This is a genomic window from Citrobacter sp. RHBSTW-00887 (assembly GCF_013728095.1).
Taxonomy (GTDB): domain Bacteria; phylum Pseudomonadota; class Gammaproteobacteria; order Enterobacterales; family Enterobacteriaceae; genus Citrobacter; species Citrobacter braakii.
On record NZ_CP056267.1, the window covers coordinates 1,044,015 to 1,062,083 of the forward strand.

17 protein-coding genes are annotated in these 18,069 nt (G+C 53.3%); 13 read left to right on the forward strand and 4 right to left on the reverse strand.

Annotated elements, in window-relative coordinates; translation table 11 throughout:
* Nucleotides 1-88 precede the first annotated feature (88 nt).
* From ubiI to HV314_RS05065, 5 genes are all read left to right on the forward strand, one after another.
* The gene (ubiI, locus tag HV314_RS05045) at nt 89-1,291 is read left to right on the forward strand and encodes an FAD-dependent 2-octaprenylphenol hydroxylase (protein ID WP_181547476.1); all 1,203 of its coding nucleotides are present in this window, start codon (nt 89-91) and stop codon (nt 1,289-1,291) included.
* A gap of 451 nt (nt 1,292-1,742) precedes the next feature.
* Complete coding sequence (gene gcvT / locus HV314_RS05050) at nt 1,743-2,837, forward strand: glycine cleavage system aminomethyltransferase GcvT (protein WP_153646916.1); 1,095 nt, start codon at nt 1,743-1,745, stop codon at nt 2,835-2,837.
* A 25-nt stretch (nt 2,838-2,862) separates the two neighbouring features.
* Nucleotides 2,863-3,252: a glycine cleavage system protein GcvH gene (gcvH, locus tag HV314_RS05055; RefSeq protein WP_003026965.1), complete on the forward strand. Its 390-nt coding sequence runs from the start codon at nt 2,863-2,865 to the stop codon at nt 3,250-3,252.
* A 176-nt stretch (nt 3,253-3,428) separates the two neighbouring features.
* Nucleotides 3,429-6,302 (forward strand): aminomethyl-transferring glycine dehydrogenase, encoded by a 2,874-nt coding sequence (gcvP, locus tag HV314_RS05060; RefSeq protein ID WP_019077632.1) that lies wholly within the window; start codon nt 3,429-3,431, stop codon nt 6,300-6,302.
* Between the two features lie 61 nt (nt 6,303-6,363).
* A complete protein-coding gene (locus tag HV314_RS05065) occupies nt 6,364-7,107 on the forward strand; it encodes an SDR family oxidoreductase (protein WP_016154354.1) in 744 nt (247 codons plus the stop codon).
* 94 nt (nt 7,108-7,201) lie between these two features.
* Here HV314_RS05065 and bglA read toward each other — a convergent pair whose 3' ends face one another.
* Both bglA and HV314_RS05075 read right to left on the reverse strand, forming a co-directional pair.
* Nucleotides 7,202-8,635, reverse strand: a complete 1,434-nt coding sequence (gene bglA, locus HV314_RS05070; RefSeq protein WP_181547477.1) for a 6-phospho-beta-glucosidase BglA — start codon at nt 8,633-8,635, stop codon at nt 7,202-7,204.
* Nucleotides 8,636-8,755: 120 nt separating this feature from the next.
* Nucleotides 8,756-9,484, reverse strand: coding sequence for a MurR/RpiR family transcriptional regulator (locus HV314_RS05075; protein ID WP_003838265.1), 729 nt, complete (start codon nt 9,482-9,484; stop codon nt 8,756-8,758).
* A gap of 52 nt (nt 9,485-9,536) precedes the next feature.
* Between HV314_RS05075 and yqfB the strand changes: the two genes are divergently transcribed.
* Both yqfB and trhA read left to right on the forward strand, forming a co-directional pair.
* Entirely contained in the window at nt 9,537-9,848 is a 312-nt protein-coding gene (yqfB, locus tag HV314_RS05080; protein WP_016154352.1) for a N(4)-acetylcytidine aminohydrolase, read from the forward strand.
* Between the two features lie 163 nt (nt 9,849-10,011).
* Nucleotides 10,012-10,671: a PAQR family membrane homeostasis protein TrhA gene (trhA, locus tag HV314_RS05085; protein WP_049282171.1), complete on the forward strand. Its 660-nt coding sequence runs from the start codon at nt 10,012-10,014 to the stop codon at nt 10,669-10,671.
* A 79-nt stretch (nt 10,672-10,750) separates the two neighbouring features.
* Here trhA and ygfZ read toward each other — a convergent pair whose 3' ends face one another.
* The gene (ygfZ, locus tag HV314_RS05090; protein ID WP_103928567.1) at nt 10,751-11,731 is read right to left on the reverse strand and encodes a tRNA-modifying protein YgfZ; all 981 of its coding nucleotides are present in this window, start codon (nt 11,729-11,731) and stop codon (nt 10,751-10,753) included.
* Nucleotides 11,732-11,988: 257 nt separating this feature from the next.
* Between ygfZ and sdhE the strand changes: the two genes are divergently transcribed.
* Both sdhE and HV314_RS05100 read left to right on the forward strand, forming a co-directional pair.
* Entirely contained in the window at nt 11,989-12,255 is a 267-nt protein-coding gene (gene sdhE / locus HV314_RS05095; RefSeq protein WP_016154349.1) for an FAD assembly factor SdhE, read from the forward strand.
* Nucleotides 12,236-12,643, forward strand: a complete 408-nt coding sequence (locus tag HV314_RS05100) for a protein YgfX (protein ID WP_016154348.1) — start codon at nt 12,236-12,238, stop codon at nt 12,641-12,643. Before sdhE ends, HV314_RS05100 begins: the two co-directional genes overlap by 20 nt.
* 100 nt (nt 12,644-12,743) lie before the next feature.
* On the opposite strand, the gene fldB is transcribed toward HV314_RS05100, so the two are convergent.
* Nucleotides 12,744-13,265, reverse strand: coding sequence for a flavodoxin FldB (gene fldB / locus HV314_RS05105; protein ID WP_016154347.1), 522 nt, complete (start codon nt 13,263-13,265; stop codon nt 12,744-12,746).
* A 113-nt stretch (nt 13,266-13,378) separates the two neighbouring features.
* Here fldB and xerD point away from each other — a divergent pair, with 113 nt between their 5' ends.
* From xerD to prfB, 4 genes are all read left to right on the forward strand, one after another.
* A complete protein-coding gene (gene xerD / locus HV314_RS05110; RefSeq protein ID WP_016154346.1) occupies nt 13,379-14,275 on the forward strand; it encodes a site-specific tyrosine recombinase XerD in 897 nt (298 codons plus the stop codon).
* A gap of 23 nt (nt 14,276-14,298) precedes the next feature.
* A complete protein-coding gene (gene dsbC, locus HV314_RS05115; protein ID WP_016154345.1) occupies nt 14,299-15,012 on the forward strand; it encodes a bifunctional protein-disulfide isomerase/oxidoreductase DsbC in 714 nt (237 codons plus the stop codon).
* Nucleotides 15,013-15,017: 5 nt separating this feature from the next.
* On the forward strand, nt 15,018-16,751 hold the full coding sequence (gene recJ / locus HV314_RS05120) for a single-stranded-DNA-specific exonuclease RecJ (protein WP_016157413.1): 1,734 nt from the start codon (nt 15,018-15,020) through the stop codon (nt 16,749-16,751).
* Between the two features lie 217 nt (nt 16,752-16,968).
* Nucleotides 16,969-18,067, forward strand: a protein-coding gene (prfB, locus tag HV314_RS05125; protein WP_100250065.1) for a peptide chain release factor 2 whose coding sequence is annotated in 2 segments (ribosomal slippage) — nt 16,969-17,043 and nt 17,045-18,067 — 1,098 coding nt in all. Because the reading frame shifts where the segments join, the coding sequence is not laid out codon by codon here.
* The last annotated feature ends 2 nt before the right edge of the window (nt 18,068-18,069 follow it).

Genomic DNA, 18,069 nt, shown 5'->3' on the forward strand with positions numbered 1-18,069 from the left:
TCAGGCAATGTCGCGGAAGTAATGCCGGATGGCGGCTTTGCCTTATCCGGCCTACGGTTTTTGATTGTCCTATTTTCAGGAGCAAACAGTGCAAAGTGTTGATGTAGCAATTGTTGGTGGCGGCATGGTGGGACTGGCGGTTGCCTGCGGCTTGCAGGGCAGCGGGTTGCGCGTTGCGGTGTTAGAACAACATGTTCCGCAGCCTTTGGCGGCGGATGCACCTCCTCAGCTTCGCGTATCGGCCATTAATGCCGCCAGTGAAAAACTGCTTAGCCGACTGGGCGTCTGGTCCGACATTGTTGCCCGTCGCGCTTGTTGCTACCACGGCATGGAAGTCTGGGACAAAGACAGCTTTGGGCGTATTGCGTTTGATGACCAGAGCATGGGCTACAGCCATTTAGGCCACATCGTTGAAAACTCAGAGATCCATTACGTACTCTGGCAAAAAGCGCAGCGTTCAGCGGATATTACGCTGATGGCGCCCGCTGAGTTACAGCAGGTAGCCTGGGGTGAGAATGAGGCATTTCTGTCCCTGAAAGATGGCGCAATGCTGACAGCTCGCCTGGTAGTCGGCGCCGATGGCGCTAACTCCTGGCTGCGCAACAAAGCGGATATTCCGCTCACTTTCTGGGATTACCGTCATCATGCGCTGGTGGCGACTATCCGTACGCAGGAAGCTCACGGCGCGGTTGCGCGGCAGGCGTTTCACGGTGAGGGGATCCTGGCGTTCCTGCCTCTCAGTGACCCGCACCTATGCTCTATCGTCTGGTCGCTCTCGCCGCAGGAAGCAGAACGCATGCGGCTGGCAAGCGTTGATGAGTTTAATCAGGCGCTGAATATCGCTTTTGATAATCGCCTGGGGCTATGCAGCCTTGAAAGCGAGCGTCAGGCGTTTCCGCTGACGGGACGCTATGCCCGTCAGTTCGCTGCTCATCGTCTGGCGCTGGTGGGGGATGCGGCGCATACCATCCACCCGCTGGCGGGTCAGGGGGTTAACCTTGGCTTTATGGATGCGGCGGAGCTGATCGATGAGCTGAAGCGGCTCCAGCGTCAGGGCAAAGATATTGGTCAGTATCTCTATTTGCGGCGCTACGAGCGCAGCCGTAAGCACAGCGCAGCGATGATGCTGGCCGGTATGCAGGGCTTTCGTGAACTGTTTGCAGGCGAGAATCCGGCGAAAAAACTGCTGCGTGATATTGGTCTGAAACTGGCCGATACCCTGCCAGGCGTAAAACCACAGCTCATCCGCCAGGCGATGGGACTGAACGATCTTCCTGAGTGGTTACGCTAGCGTCCGTAAGGACAATCTTAAGAGTTTGAGACCCGTCACACTTTCCACTCCCGGCCTGCGCGCCGGGGTGCTTCTCTCATTTGAAATAATCTAATTCCACGCCTTTTTCGCATTAGTTTTTTTAATATTACGTTTTTTTCATAACGCCATTTTTGACAATTTTTCCACATTTAATGTTGGTTGGTGCTATTAATTCCAGCTTGTATTTATTTTTTATTCTGATTATTTGCCGTGTGGATGGGGTTTTGTTCTGTCGGTGATTTTGCTGTTTTTGGCCATAAGCTAATGTGATGGTTAATTTTGCCTTATGGTTTAGCGTCTGTTTCGGTGGTAAGTTCAGGACAAAGAGAACGTTTGCGTCGTGGCCCCTGGAGCGGCTGCGGTGCTGGGTTTCGTGGCGAAAATTTCACCGCGAAAGAGTTGGTAGCCCCGCTTATTCAACGAGGAAAAGATGGCTCAACAGACTCCTTTGTACGAACAACACACGCTATGTGGCGCGCGCATGGTAGATTTCCATGGCTGGATGATGCCACTGCATTACGGTTCTCAGCTTGATGAACACCATGCTGTTCGCACCGATGCCGGAATGTTTGATGTGTCACATATGACCATCGTCGACCTGCGCGGTAGCCGCACCCGGGAGTTCTTGCGTTATCTGCTGGCAAACGACGTCGCGAAGCTAACGAAGACGGGTAAAGCCCTCTATTCCGGTATGCTCAACGCTTCGGGCGGCGTGATAGATGACCTGATTGTCTACTACTTCACTGAAGATTTCTTCCGCCTCGTTGTAAACTCCGCCACCCGCGAAAAAGACCTCTCCTGGATTACCCAACACGCTGAACCTTACGCCATCGACATCACCGTTCGAGACGATCTGTCGCTGATTGCGGTGCAGGGCCCAAACGCGCAGGCAAAAGCAGCCACATTGTTTACTGACGAGCAGCGTCAGGCGGTAGAAGGCATGAAGCCGTTCTTCGGCGTTCAGGCGGGTGATTTGTTTATCGCAACCACCGGTTATACCGGCGAAGCAGGCTATGAAATTGCCATGCCGAGTGAAAAGGCGGCAGACTTCTGGCGTGCGCTGGTACAAGCAGGTGTCAAACCTTGCGGTCTTGGCGCGCGCGACACGCTGCGTCTGGAAGCCGGCATGAACCTGTACGGTCAGGAGATGGACGAAGCCATTTCTCCGCTGGCGGCCAACATGGGCTGGACCATCGCGTGGGAACCGACTGACCGCGACTTTATCGGTCGGGAAGCGCTGGAAATGCAGCGTGAAAAAGGCCACGAACAGTTGGTTGGACTGGTGATGACCGAGAAAGGCGTACTGCGTAATGAACTGCCGGTGCGTTTCACCGATGCTTCCGGCAATCAGCAGGAAGGCATTATCACCAGCGGGACATTCTCCCCAACCCTGGGTTACAGCATCGCGCTGGCGCGTGTCCCTGCGGGTATTGGTGAGAACGCGATCGTACAGATCCGTAACCGCGAAATGCCGGTAAAAGTGACTAAACCTGTTTTTGTGCGTAACGGCAAAGCCGTCGCGTAATTCATCCTTTTTTGGAGATTGATTGATGAGCAACGTACCTGCAGAACTGAAATACAGCAAAGAACACGAATGGCTGCGCAAAGAAGCTGACGGCTCTTACACCGTTGGGATCACCGAACATGCTCAGGAGCTGTTAGGTGACATGGTTTTCGTTGACCTGCCCGAAGTTGGCGCAACCGTCAGCGCGGGCGATGACTGCGCCGTTGCGGAATCCGTAAAAGCGGCATCCGATATTTATGCGCCAGTAGGCGGTGAGATTGTTGCGGTTAACGACGCGCTCAGCGACTCCCCGGAACTGGTCAACAGCGAGCCGTATGCAGGGGGCTGGATCTTCAAAATCAAAGCCAGCGATGAAAGCGAAATTGAATCGCTGCTGGATGCGACTGCATATGAAGCTTTGTTAGAAGACGAATAAATACGCTTCATTCTTCACGTTGCAGGTGTGTTGGCTTTCTTGCACACCTCAGTTACTTACTGATGTAAGCTCCTGGGGATGTGCTGCGTCGCCGCCTTCCTGCAACGCGAATTTTTTGCGTATTCAGGTAAGTAGAGACACCTACGATTCACTGCACGTTTCAGGAACCATCGCCCATGACACAGACGTTAAGCCAGCTTGAAAATAGCGGCGCTTTCATTGAACGCCACATCGGACCGGACGCCGCGCAGCAGCAAGAGATGCTGAATGCGGTTGGCGCCGAGTCGTTAAACGCGCTGATCGGCCAGATTGTGCCGAAAGACATTCAGCTCGCAACCCCGCCACAGGTGGGCGAGGCGGCGACCGAATACGCTGCGCTGGCTGAATTAAAAGCCATCGCCGGGCGTAACAAGCGCTTCACGTCCTACATTGGCATGGGCTACACCGCCGTGCAGCTGCCACCGGTTATCCTGCGTAACATGCTGGAAAACCCGGGTTGGTACACCGCCTACACCCCGTATCAACCGGAAGTCTCCCAGGGCCGTCTGGAAGCATTGCTGAACTTCCAGCAGGTGACGCTGGACCTGACCGGCCTGGACATGGCTTCCGCTTCTCTGCTGGATGAAGCTACTGCTGCAGCTGAAGCCATGGCGATGGCCAAACGCGTCAGCAAACTGAAAAATGCCAACCGTTTCTTTGTGGCGGCTGATGTTCATCCGCAAACGCTTGACGTAGTGCGTACTCGTGCGCAAACTTTTGGTTTTGACGTCATTGTTGATGACGCGGCAAAAGCATTGGATCATCAGGATGTGTTCGGCGTGCTGTTGCAGCAGGTGGGCACCACCGGTGAAGTGCACGACTACAGCGCCCTGATGGCTGAGCTGAAATCCCGTAAAATAGTGGTCAGCGTCGCTGCCGACTTTATGGCGCTGGTACTGCTGACTGCACCGGGCAAACAGGGCGCGGATATCGTTTTCGGCTCTGCGCAACGCTTCGGCGTACCGATGGGCTACGGCGGCCCGCACGCGGCATTCTTTGCCGCTAAAGACGAATTCAAACGCTCCATGCCAGGCCGTATTATCGGCGTCTCCAAAGATGCAGCGGGTAATACCGCCCTGCGCATGGCGATGCAGACTCGCGAACAGCATATCCGCCGCGAGAAAGCGAACTCCAACATTTGTACCTCGCAGGTTCTGCTGGCCAACATCGCCAGCCTGTATGCCGTTTATCATGGCCCGGTTGGCCTGAAACGCATCGCTAATCGCATCCATCGTCTGACCGATATTCTGGCAGCCGGTCTGCAACAAAAAGGATTAAAGCTGCGTCATGCGCACTACTTTGACACTTTGTGTGTTGAAGTGGCCGATAAGGCTGCGGTACTGGCGCGTGCTGAAGCGGCAGAAATCAACCTGCGTAGCGATATCCATAACGCGGTAGGTATTACGCTCGATGAAACCACCACCCGTGAAAACGTGGTGCAGTTGTTCAATGTTCTGCTGGGAGACAGCCACGGTCTGAACATCGAAACGCTGGACAAAGACGTGGCGCTCGACAGCCGTTCCATTCAGGACAGCATGCTGCGTGATGATGCGATCCTCAGCCATCCGGTGTTTAATCGCTATCACAGCGAAACCGAGATGATGCGTTACATGCACTCGCTGGAGCGCAAAGATCTGGCCCTGAACCAGGCAATGATCCCGCTGGGATCTTGCACCATGAAGCTGAACGCTGCCGCCGAGATGATCCCTATCACTTGGCCGGAATTCGCTGAACTGCATCCGTTCTGCCCGCCAGAGCAGGCAGAAGGTTATCACCAGATGATCGGCCAGCTTTCCGAATGGCTGGTAAAACTGACCGGTTATGACGCAGTCTGCATGCAGCCGAACTCCGGCGCGCAGGGCGAGTATGCGGGTCTGCTGGCGATTCGCCATTATCACGAAAGCCGTAACGAAGGCCATCGCGATATCTGTCTGATCCCGGCCTCTGCCCACGGTACCAACCCGGCCTCCGCACAGATGGCGGGTATGCAGGTAGTGGTTGTCGCCTGTGATAAAAACGGCAACATCGATCTTGGCGATCTGCGTGAAAAAGCGGCGCAGGCGGGTGAAAACCTCTCCTGCATCATGGTGACCTATCCCTCTACTCATGGCGTGTATGAAGAAACGATCCGTGAAGTGTGCGACGTTGTGCACCAGTTTGGCGGCCAGGTTTATCTTGATGGCGCGAACATGAATGCTCAGGTTGGGATCACCACACCGGGCTTTATCGGTGCCGATGTCTCTCACCTTAACCTGCATAAAACATTCTGCATTCCGCACGGCGGCGGTGGCCCAGGTATGGGACCAATCGGTGTTAAATCGCATCTGGCGCCGTTCGTGCCGGGTCATAGCGTAGTACAGATTGAAGGGATGCTCACCCGTCAGGGCGCGGTTTCTGCGGCACCGTTCGGTAGCGCATCCATTCTGCCGATCAGCTGGATGTACATCCGTATGATGGGCGCAGAAGGTCTGAAGCAGGCAAGCCAGGTGGCGATCCTGAACGCTAACTACATTGCCAGCCGTCTGAAAGATGCCTATCCGGTGCTGTATACCGGTCGCGATGGTCGCGTGGCACATGAATGTATTCTCGACATTCGCCCACTGAAAGAAGAGACCGGCATCAGCGAACTGGATATTGCCAAGCGTCTGATCGATTACGGTTTCCATGCGCCGACCATGTCGTTCCCGGTAGCGGGTACGCTGATGGTGGAACCGACTGAATCGGAAAGCAAAGTGGAACTGGATCGCTTTATCAATGCGATGCTGGCAATCCGCGCAGAGATCGATCGCGTGAAAGCCGGTGAATGGTCGCTTACAGATAACCCGCTGGTTAACTCCCCGCACACGCAAAATGAGCTGGTCGCAGAGTGGAATCACGGTTACAGCCGCGAAATCGCCGTCTTCCCGGCGGGCGTAGCGAACAAATACTGGCCGACCGTGAAACGCCTTGATGACGTTTACGGTGACCGTAACCTGTTCTGCTCCTGCGTGCCGCTGAGCGATTATCAGTAATCGACTGATTCAGCTATCTTTTAAAGGCGCTTCGGCGCCTTTATTTTTGGGGAGAATAGTGATGGCTATAGCACTGGTTACGGGGGGCAGTCGCGGCATTGGTCGAGCAACCGCGCTGCAGTTAGCGCTAGAGGGTTACACGGTCGCCGTTAACTTTCATCACAATATTCGTGCGGCAACGGAGGTGGTGAACAATATCGCCGCTGCGGGAGGAAAGGCGTTTGCTCTGCGGGCAGATATCAGCGATGAAAGCCAGGTCGGGGCGATGTTTGAGTCCATTGACCGCGAGGGCGAGCCGCTGACTGCTCTGGTGAACAATGCCGGGATTTTGTTTGAACAGAGCACGGTGGAAAGTCTAACCGCTGAGCGTATTAATCGCGTCCTGGCGACTAATGTTACCGGCTATTTTCTGTGTTGTCGGGAAGCGGTAAAGCGCATGTCGTTTAAGCACGGCGGTCAGGGCGGGGCGATTGTGAATGTCTCTTCGGCGGCGTCACGGCTTGGTGCCCCGTTCGAATATGTTGATTATGCAGCCTCAAAAGGTGCGGTGGACACGCTCACCACCGGCCTCGCGCTGGAGGTTGCGGCGCAGGGGATACGCGTGAACTGCGTGAGACCCGGTCTTATCTACACGGAAATGCATGCGTCAGGCGGTGAGCCGGGAAGGGTGGATCGCGTGAAATCCATGTTGCCTATGCAGCGCGGCGGACAGCCGGAAGAGGTCGCGCAGGCGATTACCTGGCTGCTGAGTGAGAAGGCGTCTTACGTCACGGGTAGTTTTTTGGAGCTGGCCGGCGGGAAGTAATGCGTTGCTTGCCGGATGGCGGCGTAAATGTCTGCTCTGGTCTACAGGTTCAGTTCCCGTAAACCCGATAAGCGCAGCGCCATCCGGCTAAAAATTACAGATTCTCGCCGTTGCTGGCAATCACCGCTTTATACCACTCAAAACTTTTCTTACGCGAACGCGACATATCGCCAGTGCCGTCGTCGTGTTTGTTCACGTAGATAAAACCGTAGCGTTTGCTGTACTGGCCGGTGGTGAACGAGACGCAGTCGATGCAGCCCCACGGCGTGTAGCCCATCAGATCTACGCCGTCATACGTTACCGCTTTCATCATCTCTTCGACGTGGGCGCGCAGATAGTCGATGCGGTAGTCATCGTGGATGCTGCCGTCTTCTTCAACTTTGTCGTAAGCGCCAAATCCGTTTTCAACGATAAACAATGGCTTCTGATAACGCTCGTACAGTTCGCACAAGGCGTAACGCAGGCCGACCGGATCAATCTGCCAGCCCCAGTCGGATGCTTTGACGTGCGGGTTCGGCACGCTGCCCTCAAAACCGGAAATAGCATCGCCGCTACCGCCTTCCGCTTTTACCGCGTTGGTCATGTAGTAACTAAATCCGAGATAGTCGCAGGTGCCTTCACGCAGGATTTGTTCATCGCCAGCTTCCATTCGAATATTGAATTCGCGGCGCTCCCACTCGTTCAGTACATAAGATGGATAGTAGCCGCGCAGTTGAACGTCGGTGAATACATAGCGTTCACGCATCGATTCCTGCGCGAACATCACATCTTCAGGCTTACAGGAGAACGGGTATAGCGGGACCATTGCCAGCATGCAGCCGACTTTCATTTCAGGGTTGATGCGACGTGCGGCTTTCACCGCCAGAGCGCTGGCCACGAACTGGTGGTGCAGCACCTGGTACATAGTCTCTTCCGGGTTTTCATGCTCGGTATACACCACGCCGGAGCAGCAATAGCCAAACAGCGGTGCACGCCAGTTACGCTGGTTGTTGATCTCGTTGAAGGTCATCCAGTATTTGACTTTGTGCTTGTAGCGCTCAAGGACCACTTCAGCAAAACGGACAAAGAAATCAACGACTTTACGATTGGTCCAGCTACCGTACTGTTGAACCAGGTGTAGCGGCATTTCGAAGTGGGAAAGGGTGATGACCGGTTCGATATTGTACTTCAGCAGTTCATCAAACATGTCGTCGTAGAATTTTAGCCCTTCTTCGTTTGGCTGGGTTTCGTCCCCTTTAGGGAAGATACGGGTCCAGGCAATTGACGTACGGAAGCATTTGAAGCCCATCTCGGCAAACAGCTTAATGTCTTCTTTGTAATGACCGTAAAAATCGACGGCTTCGTGGTTGGGGTAGTACTTACCTGGCACGACGTCCTGAGTGATTTCTCGCGGAACGCCGTGTGCCCCCCCGGTCAGTACGTCGCAAATGCTGGGCCCTTTGCCACCTTTATTCCAGCCGCCTTCAACCTGATGCGCCGCAACCGCGCCGCCCCATAAAAAATCGTTTGGTAAGGTAAGTTTTTTCATCTGCGCTCAGTCTCAAATTAATACAATCTGATTTTGAGTCTAACAAAGGAAAGATAAATGTCACGATATAACAAAATAGCGTTAATGTGATTTGTTACATCAAAAAAACATATTGTTTTTTTACGCTATTCTTTTCGCCAGCTTGCGACCGAGTGATTCCAGAATATAAATAACGGGGATCTGCGTGGTTATATCGTATACCCCGGCAATGCGTGTCTGTGGAACGTGCCAGGAGAGATTAAAGTCGGCAAGTTTCGCGAGGCGCGAATGTTCATGGCTGGTGACCGACAGAACCTTACAGTTATGCAGACTGAACTGGCTGGCAAAGCGTAGGATCTCTTCGGTTTCTCCAGAAACTGAAAGTACGATCGCCAGCGCGTTTCTGGCCATATCATTAGTTACCGGGAAATAAGGGTCATCGATGTGGTTACTGAATTTTCCGACGTTTGAGAAAAAACGTGCGCCATATTTTGCCAGGGCTCCGGATGTTCCCGCCCCGACGAATATAATACGCTCGGAAGATAATATAATATCAACAGCCTGATCGAGTAGTTTGTCGAACTCGTCGTTATTGACGCCTTTAAAGAAGCTGATAATTTCGCTGGCACCGAAATTAGCCTGTTGCGGTTCATTCTGCTCTAAATATAATTTGAAGCGTACGCGAAATTCTGAGTAACCTTCACACTTAAGCTTGCGGCAAAAGCGCAGTACGGTGGTGGTGGAAACGCCCACGGCATCCGCCAGTTCGCGAATGGTCATGTACATGACTTTGTCACGGTTTTTGATGACATAGTTGTAGACCAGCATCTCAAGATTGTTGAGACTGGCGATGGCAGCGTGGGAGAACATACTCACAATGGCAAAACTCACTCATCAGACTTCATCTACAGGGAATAATAACATGCAGCCAAATGACATCACTTTTTTTCAGCGTTTCCAGGATGACATTCTGGCCGGACGCAAAACCATTACGATTCGTGACGAGTCCGAATCACACTTCAAAGCCGGTGACATTCTACGGGTTGGGCGCTTCGAAGATGAGGGGTACTTCTGCACGATTGAGGTTGTTGGCACCTCAACCGTCACGCTGGATACGCTGACGGAGAAACATGCTCGCCAGGAAAACATGACGCTAGAAGAACTTAAACACGTGATTGCCGAGATTTACCCGGATCAAACACAATTTTATGTGATTGATTTTAAATGCCTTTGATTTTAACGGTACGCCTGTTAGCTGAATATTAAAATATAATATCATGATTTTTATGGATTATTATTTAGTTGGCAAATATTTTAGCTAACAGGTGTTCACTGGAACCATTCTCAGTTACGCTAGAGGAGCAATCACGATAGTGTTCGTTTCTCGGGAGTAAAATATGGTTCAGAAGCCATTAATTGCGCAGGGATATTCGCTGGCAGAGGAAATAGCCAATAGCATCAGTCACGGTATCGGGCTGGTGTTTGGGATTGTCGGACTGGTATTGTTGCTGGTTCAGGCAGTGGATACCAACGCCAGCGCCATGGCGATAACCAGCTATAGCCTGTATGGCGGCAGCATGATCCTGCTGTTCCTCGCCTCAACTTTATATCACGCGATCCCCCATCAAAGAGCGAAAGTCTGGCTGAAAAAGTTCGACCACTGCGCGATTTATCTGCTGATTGCCGGGACCTACACGCCATTTCTGCTGGTGGGGCTGGATTCGCCGCTGGCACATGGACTGATGATTGTTATCTGGAGCCTGGCGCTGCTCGGTATTTTATTCAAACTGACCATTGCGCACCGGTTTAAGGTTCTGTCGCTGGTAACCTACCTGGCGATGGGCTGGCTATCGCTGATTGTGGTGTATCAACTGGCGGTTAAGCTGGCGGTGGGTGGTGTGACGTTGCTGGCAGTTGGTGGTGTGGTGTATTCGCTGGGCGTTATTTTCTACGTCTGTAAGCGCATTCCATACAACCATGCGATCTGGCACGGCTTTGTGCTGGGTGGCAGCGTTTGCCATTTCCTGGCGATCTACCTGTACGTGGGGCAGGCGTAATTATCATTACCCAGCAGTGCTGTGCTTACCGGGTCTTTAAAACGCGCGACCCGGTAAGATAAAGTCACCACCCGGCGATTTACTCTTCCAGCGAATACGGCAGCGGTACGATATGCAGCGTTTTCGCGTCGTCACGAACGCGGAACACGCTGTCGGCTTCCATGTCGTTATTCATCACAACCTGCACCAGTACCTGTCCATCCGCCAGTTGCACCGCGGCGAGTACGGTGCCGGTACGACGCCAGTTCTCACCCATTTTCAGCTCCAGGTCTTCACCTGCTTCTGGTACCCGACTGGCCGCACCTGCCAGCGTCCACATGGCACGTTTGTTGGCTCCGCGAAATTTTGCGCGAGCAACCATTTCCTGACCGGTATAGCAGCCTTTTTTAAAGCTGATTCCGCCCAGAGCCTGCAGATTGGTGGCTTGCGGAATAAACTGCGCGCTGTTGGCAGTATCAATCACCGGAATACCTGCTTCGATATCCAGCGCCAGCCACTGTTGGCTGTTATTTAACTCCGCTTCACCGCGCAGCTTCTCTACCAGGGTTTCCGCCGTTGCAATATCAACGATCAGCAGGAAACGCTCAGCGGGATGTTCGAACCACAATATGGTGGAAGAACCTTCAGTAATGACCTGCTTATCGCTGTTTGGTAATTCGCTAAAGAGATTGGCCAGCGCTGCGCGCGCCTGGAATCCCGCGACGCCCAGCAGTACGCGCTCGTCGTCCGGGGCAATCGCCACTTTCGAGAAGACCGCATATTTTTTCAGTTCGGTGAGCTGCGCATCGCGCAGATTACGTCGCTCAAGCCATGCAAAACCGTCACCCTGGCGGAACAGACGCAGGGGGCTCCACATTTTACCTTTAGCGTCACAATGTGCTGCCAACACGTGCTGATGCTCGGTCATCTGGCTGACATCTGCTGTGACCTGACCCTGAATATACTTCTCACTGTCGACACCGGTGATGGTGGCGAGCGCCCATTCATCGAGCGTCATTAGCGTCAGAGGCAAGCGCGTTGACGCGAAAGGCTGGCGAGGAGGAAAAGATATAAAAGCCATAATTAATGTCCTGATTTGCTTAACGCAGTGATAATGACTAATGGTAAAAGAGCTATGGCCCATTGCAAGCGGTTTAAACAGGCTATTTGTGCCATATATTAAGCTTTGCGAGGAGACATCCAAAAATGCTGAATCCTTTGACTTAATGTGGTTTTATTTAGCGAGCACGCTTCCGTTTGCTGATATTCCCGTAAATATGAGGGAAAAACACGTTACAATAGCGGGATACTTCGTTTTCGCGAGACAGGAAGAAGAACATGGATATTAACAACAAAGCACGTATTCATTGGGCATGCCGTCGCGGTATGCGTGAGCTGGACATCTCGATCATGCCGTTTTTCGAACATGAATATGACAGCTTAAGTGATGAAGAAAAACGTATCTTTATCCGTCTGCTAGAATGTGATGATCCAGACTTATTTAACTGGTTGATGAATCATGGGAAACCGGCTGATGCTCAGCTAGAGCAGATGGTGCGACTTATCCAGACACGGAATCGGGAACGTGGTCCAGTGGCAATCTGATTTACGCGTTTCATGGCGCGCGCAATGGCTTTCGTTGCTCATTCATGGGCTGGTCGCGGTATTTATTTTATTGATGCCCTGGCCATTGAGCTACACCCCATTATGGCTGGTTCTGCTCTCTCTGGTGGTGTTCGATAGCGTCCGTAGCCAGCGCCGAATCAATGCCTGTCAGGGCGAGATTCGGCTGTTGATGGACGGTCGTCTGCGCTGGCAAGGGCAAGAGTGGACTATTGCTAGCGCACCCTGGATGGTCAAAACAGGCATGATGCTGCGTTTACGTTCCGATGCCGGAAAACGTCAGCATTTGTGGCTGGCGGCAGACAGTATGGATGACGCGGAGTGGCGGGATTTGCGGCGGTTAATACTGCAACAGGCGAAGCAGGGATAATGCTGATGAATGCCTGATGGCGTGCAGCGTTAAGGTCTACGGTTCGGTGCGGCATGTAGGCCGGATATGGCGTTTACGCCTACATCCGGCAAAATGGTTATCAGGACCAGTGTTCGGCCATTTCACCAAGGATTTGCTCGCACCAGGCCTGAATGCGTTCATCGCTGAGATCGTACTGGTTTGTTTCATCCAGCGCCAGGCCAACAAACAGCTGTCCATCGGCAATGACGGGCTTATCGCTGGTAAATTCATACCCTTCGGTTGGCCAGTAACCAACAAATTTTACGCCTTTGGTGACCAGTTTATCGTGCAGCATACCCAGCGCATCCAGGAACCATTCACCGTATCCCAACTGATCGCCCATACCGTAAAGCGCAACAATTTTGCCTTCCAGGTTGAGGTCGTCCAGTTGCTCCCAGACCGCTTCCCAGTCCTCTTGGATTTCACCGAAATCCCAGGTTGGGATGCCTAAAATGAGCACGTCATACTGCTCCATTAAGGTCGGGGAATCATCTTTGAGGTTGTGCAGTGTCACCAGTTCGGGACCCAGGATATCGCGGATTTTTTCTGCTGCCATTTCGGTATAGCAGGTGCTGGAACCGTAAAAAAGACCCATGTTCATGACGTAAACATCTCAATTCTGCTGTAGCGTTGCGGGTAGTGTAACAGAATCGCCGCATTCTCGGCACAATGAGGCATAATGCATCAAAAATGAGAGTGAAATAAGGGGCGCGAGTGGAACAGGATCTGGCACGCATCGAGCAGTTTCTTGATGCCCTGTGGCTGGAACGAAATCTGGCGGAAAACACGCTAAGTGCGTATCGTCGCGATCTGACCATGCTTGTCGAATGGCTACATCACCGCGGCGCCTCGCTTGCGACCGCGCAGAGTGATGACCTGCAAGCATTGCTGGCTGAGCGGATGGATGGGGGATATAAAGCCACCAGTTCCGCACGCTTGCTCAGTGCAATGCGGCGTTTTTTTCAGCATCTGTACCGTGAAAAATATCGCGAAGATGACCCCAGCGCCTCGCTTGCATCACCTAAACTTCCGCAGCGTCTGCCCAAAGATCTCAGCGAAGCACAGGTCGAACGACTTCTGCAGGCGCCGCTGATAGAACAACCGCTGGAACTTCGCGACAAAGCCATGCTGGAAGTATTGTATGCCACAGGCCTGCGCGTGTCTGAACTGGTGGGGCTGACGATGAGTGACGTCAGCCTGCGTCAGGGCGTGGTTCGGGTGATCGGTAAAGGTAATAAAGAGCGCCTTGTCCCGTTAGGTGAGGAGGCGGTGTACTGGCTGGAAACGTACCTGGAGCATGGGCGTCCGTGGTTGCTTAACGGTGTATCAATAGATGTGCTGTTTCCCAGCCAGCGGGCGCAACAGATGACTCGTCAAACCTTCTGGCATCGTATCAAACACTATGCTGTGTTGGCTGGAATCGACAGCGAAAAGCTGTCCCCGCACGTCCTGCGGCATGCGTTTGCCACGCATCTGCTCAACCATGGCGCTGATCTGCGCGTGGTGCAGATGCTACTGGGGCATAGCGACCTCTCGACAACGCAGATTTATACTCATGTCGCAACGGAGCGCTTGCGGCAACTACATCAACAGCATCACCCGCGAGCGTGAGTGCTGACAGGAAAGGATAGGTTATGAAAAAACGTTTTATGATGTTCACCCTGCTGGCGACGGCGTTTTCCGGCATGGTACATGCAGACGATGCGGCGATTCGCCAGTCATTAGCGAAGCTGGGTGTTCAGAGTACCGAGATTCAGTCTGCTCCGGTTGCGGGCATGAAAACTGTACTGACCAATAGCGGCGTGCTGTACGTTACCGAAGACGGTAAACATATTATTCAGGGACCGATGTATGACGTGAGCGGTGCAAGCCCGGTAAACGTCACCAACCAACTGCTGATGAAGCATTTGAACGCGCTGGAAAACGAGATGATCGTCTACAAAGCGCCGCAGGAAAAACACGTCATTACCGTTTTCACCGACATCACCTGTGGCTACTGCCACAAGCTGCATGAAGAGATGAAAGACTACAATGCGTTAGGGATTACCGTACGCTATCTGGCCTTCCCTCGTCAGGGACTGGAAAGCCAGGCCGAGCAGGATATGAAATCTATCTGGTGTGCGAAGGACAAAAACAAAGCCTTTGACGACGCCATGGCTGGCAAAGATGTGAAGCCTGCGACCTGTAATGTGGACATCGCTAACCACTACGCGCTGGGCGTACAGTTTGGCGTCAGCGGTACGCCGGCGATTGTGCTGAGCAATGGCTATGTAGTGCCAGGCTATCAGGGCCCGAAAGAGATGAAAGAATTCCTCGACGCACATGCAAAACAAACCAGCGGTAAATAATTCGCGTGAAACAACAGATACAACTTCGTCGGCGTGAAGCCGACGAGACCGCCGAGCTACCTGCCGACTTGCCGCCATTACTGCGCCGTTTATACGCCAGCCGTGGCGTGCGCAGCGCGCAGGAGCTTGAGCGTAGTGTGAAAGGCATGCTGCCGTGGCAGCATTTGAACGGTGTCGAAAAAGCGGTTGAAATCCTCTATAACGCTTTTCGCGAAGGAACCCGAATCATCGTGGTCGGCGATTTTGACGCCGATGGCGCGACCAGCACCGCGCTCAGCATTCTGGCGATGCGCGCGTTGGGCTGCAGTAACGTGGACTACCTGGTGCCTAATCGTTTTGAAGACGGTTATGGCTTAAGCCCGGAAGTCGTTGATCAGGCCCATGCCCGGGGCGCTCAGTTGATTGTCACCGTCGACAACGGCATCTCGTCCCACGCGGGTGTTGAACATGCCAGAACGCTGGGGATCCCGGTCGTTGTGACCGATCACCATCTGCCTGGGGACACGCTGCCGGGCGCTGAAGCGATCATCAATCCTAACCTGCACGATTGTGAATTCCCGTCTAAATCGCTGGCTGGCGTTGGCGTGGCCTTCTATCTGATGCTGGCGCTGCGCACCTTCCTGCGTGACAAAGGCTGGTTTGATGAACGAGGAATTGCGCCGCCGAACCTGGCGGATTTGCTCGATCTGGTTGCGCTTGGTACGGTGGCCGACGTGGTCCCGCTGGATGCCAATAACCGCATTCTGACGTGGCAAGGCTTAAGCCGTATTCGTGCCGGAAAGTGCCGCCCTGGTATAAAAGCGCTGCTGGAGATTTCCAATCGCGACCCACTCAAATTGGCTGCCAGTGATTTAGGTTTTGCCCTCGGGCCACGGCTGAATGCAGCGGGGCGTCTGGACGATATGTCCGTTGGCGTGGCGCTGTTGCTGTGCGACAACATTGGTGAAGCACGTGTGCTGGCCAATGAGCTGGACGCACTCAACCAGACGCGTAAAGAGATCGAGCAGGGTATGCAGGCGGAAGCGCTGACTCTGTGTGAAAAGCTGGAGCGCAGTAGCGATACGCTACCGGGCGGTCTGGCGATGTATCATCCCGAGTGGCATCAAGGAGTGGTGGGGATTCTGGCATCGCGTATTAAAGAGCGCTTTCACCGTCCGGTAATTGCGTTTGCCCCGGCCGGTGACGGTACGCTGAAAGGCTCCGGGCGCTCGATTCAGGGGCTGCACATGCGCGATGCGCTGGAGCGCCTGGACACTCTTCATCCAGGTATGATCCTCAAGTTTGGCGGTCACGCTATGGCGGCGGGTTTGTCGCTGGAAGAGGCGCAGTTTGAGCGTTTCCAGCAGCGTTTCGGTGAACTGGTAACCGAGTGGCTGGACCCTGCCTTACTGCAGGGCGAAGTGGTGTCAGACGGTGCTCTGAGCGCGGCGGAGATGACCATGGAGGTCGCGCAAATGCTGCGTGATGCCGGACCGTGGGGACAAATGTTCCCGGAACCACTGTTTGACGGGCATTTCCGTCTGCTCCAGCAGCGTCTGGTCGGTGAGCGTCATCTGAAGGTGATGGTGGAGCCCGTCGGTGGTGGACCGTTGCTGGACGGTATTGCGTTTAACGTTGATACCACCTGCTGGCCGGATAACGGTGTTCGCGAAGTTCAGCTTGCCTACAAACTGGATATCAATGAGTTTCGCGGCAACCGCAGCCTGCAGATTATAATCGATAATATCTGGCCACTTTAGCGTCACTTTACACAAAATCATTCAAGCTGCATCGAGGCGGCAAGTGGATGAGTCTCCATGAGCGTACGAGTAGTACGTGACCGGGGAGAAATCGCGCAGCCAACAAAGAGGCAGCTTGAAGGATGATGTGTATATTCGCTATAAAAAAGGGTGTGGATTAGTTACAATCCCGCTCTTATAACCGCATTTTGACTAGTCCAATAAAAGAAATCAGACAATGTTTGAAATTAATCCGGTAAATAACCGCATTCAGGACCTCACGGAGCGCTCTAACGTTCTTAGGGGGTATCTTTGACTATGATGCCAAGAAAGAGCGTCTGGAAGAAGTAAACGCCGAGCTGGAACAGCCGGACGTATGGAACGAACCCGAACGCGCGCAGGCGCTGGGTAAAGAGCGTTCCTCCCTTGAGGCCATCGTTGATACGCTTGATCAGATGAGCCAGGGCCTGGAAGATGTCTCCGGCCTGCTGGAACTGGCTGTAGAAGCCGACGACGAAGAAACCTTTAACGAAGCCGTAGCAGAACTTGATACGCTGGAAGATAAGCTGGCCCAGCTGGAATTCCGTCGTATGTTCTCCGGTGAATATGATAGCGCAGATTGCTATCTCGATATTCAGGCTGGCTCAGGCGGTACGGAAGCACAGGACTGGGCAAGCATGCTGATGCGTATGTACCTGCGTTGGGCTGAAGCGCGCGGCTTTAAGACTGAAATTATTGAAGAATCTGAAGGTGAAGTGGCGGGTATTAAATCCGTGACCATCAGAATTGCTGGCGAATATGCTTACGGTTGGCTGCGTACCGAAACCGGTGTACATCGCCTGGTGCGTAAAAGCCCATTCGACTCCGGCGGTCGTCGCCATACGTCGTTCAGCTCTGCGTTTGTCTACCCGGAAGTTGACGATGATATTGATATCGATATCAACCCGGCGGACCTGCGTATTGACGTTTACCGCGCTTCTGGTGCGGGCGGTCAGCACGTTAACCGTACCGAATCTGCGGTGCGTATCACCCACATCCCGACCGGGATTGTGACGCAGTGTCAGAATGACCGTTCCCAGCACAAGAACAAAGACCAGGCCATGAAGCAGATGAAAGCGAAGCTTTATGAACTGGAAATGCAGAAGAAGAATGCCGAGAAACAGGCGATGGAAGATACTAAATCAGATATCGGCTGGGGTAGCCAGATTCGTTCTTATGTCCTTGATGACTCCCGCATCAAAGATCTGCGTACCGGGGTTGAAACCCGCAACACGCAGGCGGTGCTGGATGGCAGCCTGGATCAATTTATCGAAGCAAGTTTGAAAGCAGGGTTATGAGG